Origin of the sequence: Pseudoduganella sp. RAF53_2 (assembly GCF_052113985.1) — a bacterium.
GTDB lineage: Bacteria > Pseudomonadota > Gammaproteobacteria > Burkholderiales > Burkholderiaceae_D > Rugamonas.
Genome location: NZ_JBFRDW010000727.1, coordinates 1 through 2,841 on the forward strand (window position 1 = coordinate 1; position 2,841 = coordinate 2,841).

Sequence of the window (2,841 nt, forward strand, 5' to 3'; positions counted from 1 at the left end):
GAACAACGCATCGCGGCTGATCTTGCCTGCCGCAATGGCGGATTCGAACATGCGGCCCACTTCGCGCGCCGCGTGCTGGGCGGCGCGGCGGATTTCATCGTGGGGCGTTTCGACGTCGGCGTCGCCCAGAGCGCCGGCAATGACCTCGGCGCGCTCCGCCAGGGCCATGGCGGAGCCCGTCACGCGCGGCAAATCGCGGTTGGTTCCCAGCATGGAGTCGCGGATCTGGGCGATAGCGTCCGCAATCACCTGCGTGGTTTCGACGTGCTCGCGCGAGGCATGGGCGATTTCGTCGATCTTGGCTTCGGATTCGCCAGAGGAATTCTCGATATTGCTCAGCAGGACATGGACCTTTTCCACATTCGAGGCCGCCTCCTTCACGTCCGTCGCCAGGGAGGACATGCCGCGCGAGGCTTTTTCCGCCTGCTCATTGATTTCACGCACCATCTGGCTGATTTCGTCGGTCGCTTCCTTGGTGCGCTGGGCCAGCTGGCGCACTTCCCCCGCCACGACAGCGAAACCGCGGCCTTGCTCGCCGGCGCGGGCGGCTTCGATCGCGGCATTCAGCGCCAGCAAATTGGTGCGAGCGGAAATTTCCGAAATGGCGGTAGTAAAACCGGAAATGCGGCGCGCCTTTTCCTGAAGGCTGGCCATGGTTTCGGCGGCAGCTTCGGCGTCGCGGCGGGCGGTGGAGATGCGTTCCAGGCCCTGGTCCGCCTCGGCGCGGCCGGCCACGGTTTCCTCGCGCACGCGGTGGGCGACGCGGGAAGCGCTTTCGGCGTTGGTAGCGATAAGTTCGGTCGTGCGGGCGTTCTGGCCGGAGCTGGCGACGATGCCGCTGGCGGTCTGCACGTCCTGCTCGATTTTCTTTTTGACGGAATCGACGAAGTAGGAAGTTTCTGCGGCGCCGATCATGATGGCGTCGATTTCCTTGCCGACCGTCTGCGCGAAGCGGCGCGGGCCGCCGTCCTCAGTGCTGCTGCGATTTGCCAGGGTGAGGCCGGCGCTGGCGGCGAGTGCCGCGAGGAAGGCGGTCCAGACGGGTCCTATGCCCGTCATCCATTGCACCAGCCAGGCTACCAGAGTTCCTACAACGAGGGCCGCGAGCAGGCCCCAGTTTCGCCGCAACAGCTCCATGCATCCTCCGTCTCCGGGAGCAAGGCGCCGTTGTGAAGATCGTTATTTAATCGGCAACTTGCTCGTGTTCTTAACTTCTTCCATCACGGCATAAGTATGGGTCTCGCGTACACCTTTTTGCAACAAAGTTTTTCCAAGGAATTCACGATAGGCGGCCATGTCCTTCACGCGCGCTTTGACGAGATAGTCAAAACCGCCCGCCACCATGTGGCATTCCAGGACTTCGGGGATGAGTTGTACGCTGTGTTTGAAGGCGTCGAACACCTCCGGTGTGGTGCGGTCGAGTACCACTTCGATGAAGACAAGCAGTGACACATCCAGCAATTGCGGATTAAGCTGGGCGGTGTAGCCCATGATGTATCCCGCCTCGTGCAATTTACGCACACGCTCCAGGCAAGCGGCCGGCGACAGATTGACGCGTGCAGCAAGTTCCACGTTGCTGATCCGTCCGTCGCTTTGCAGCTCCATCAGGATCTTTTTACTGATCTTGTCCAGCATGTAAATCCCCTGTTTAATTTTATTTGGTTAAATTCTCTCACCAAAAAGAATGTATTGCTAGCCCCCAGCAATACCAGAATTAATCCAGAAGATTCCGGCTTACAATCGAATCATCAGCAGTACCGCCAGACACGCCTCGCAAACACGCTTTGCCGGGCGTGTTTTTGTACGTGCTGCCATTAACTAAAAACCACACTTAATAGAGTTTTTACATGCATTCTAAAGATCTTCCGTTCGCCACCCTCCAGAGTGAAATCCTGCGTGATCCGACCCCGCTGCGCGCTGCCATTACTGCCGCCTACCGCAAAGATGAGCAATCCGCCGTGCAGTGGCTGCTGTCGCAAATCCGCGAGGGCGCGCCGGAAACCACGCTGGAAGCCCAGTCGCTGGCGAAGCGCCTGGTGACAGCTGTGCGCGAGAAGCGCACCCGTTCCTCCGGCGTGGACGCACTGATGCACCAGTTCTCCCTGTCGTCGGAAGAAGGCGTGGCRCTGATGTGCCTGGCCGAAGCSCTGCTGCGYATTCCGGACAGCGCCACCGCAGACCGCCTGATTGCAGACAAGATTTCCAAAGGCGACTGGAAAAAACACCTCGGCGAATCGCCATCCCTGTTCGTGAATGCCGCGACCTGGGGCCTGGTGGTGACCGGCAAGCTGGTCAGCTCGTCCAGCGAAGAAGGGCTGGGCGCTGCGATTACCAGCCTGATCGCCAAAGGCGGCGAACCGCTGATCCGCAAGGGCGTGGACCTGGCGATGCGTATGCTGGGCAACCAGTTCGTGACCGGCCAGACCATCGACGAAGCGATCAAGAACGGCAAGGACAACGAAGCGCGCGGCTATCGCTATTCCTACGACATGCTGGGCGAAGCCGCTTTGACCGAAGCGGACGCCGCCTACTATTACGCAGCCTACGAAAAAGCGATCCATGCGATCGGCAAGGCATCCAATGGCCGCGGCATCCGCAACGGCCCCGGCATTTCGGTGAAACTGTCCGCCCTGCACCCACGCTACAGCCGCGCTCAGCGCGACCGTGTGATGAGCGAACTGCTGCCGCGCCTGACCAAGCTGGTGCAGCTGGCCAAGGAATACAACATCGGCCTGAACATCGATGCGGAAGAGGCTGACCGCCTTGAGCTGTCGCTGGACCTGATGGAAGCGATGGCTTTCGATCCGTCCCTGGCCGGTTTCGACGGCATCGGCTTCGTGG

Annotated in this window: 3 protein-coding genes; 1 reads left to right on the plus strand and 2 read right to left on the minus strand. The window is 60.5% G+C overall.

Translation table 11 applies throughout. The features are described from left to right. A partial coding sequence (locus tag AB4Z11_RS28505) for a methyl-accepting chemotaxis protein (RefSeq protein ID WP_442029195.1) occupies positions 1-1,137 on the minus strand: 1,137 nt, incomplete at its 3' end. Between the two features lie 42 nt (positions 1,138-1,179). Then, on the minus strand, positions 1,180-1,635 hold the full coding sequence (locus AB4Z11_RS28510) for an Lrp/AsnC ligand binding domain-containing protein (RefSeq protein WP_395404032.1): 456 nt from the start codon (positions 1,633-1,635) through the stop codon (positions 1,180-1,182). Between the two features lie 212 nt (positions 1,636-1,847). On the opposite strand from AB4Z11_RS28510, the gene AB4Z11_RS28515 reads away from it, so the two are divergent. Continuing rightward, positions 1,848-2,841, plus strand: a 994-nt coding sequence (locus AB4Z11_RS28515; RefSeq protein ID WP_442029196.1) for a proline dehydrogenase family protein, incomplete at its 3' end; no start/stop codon positions are given.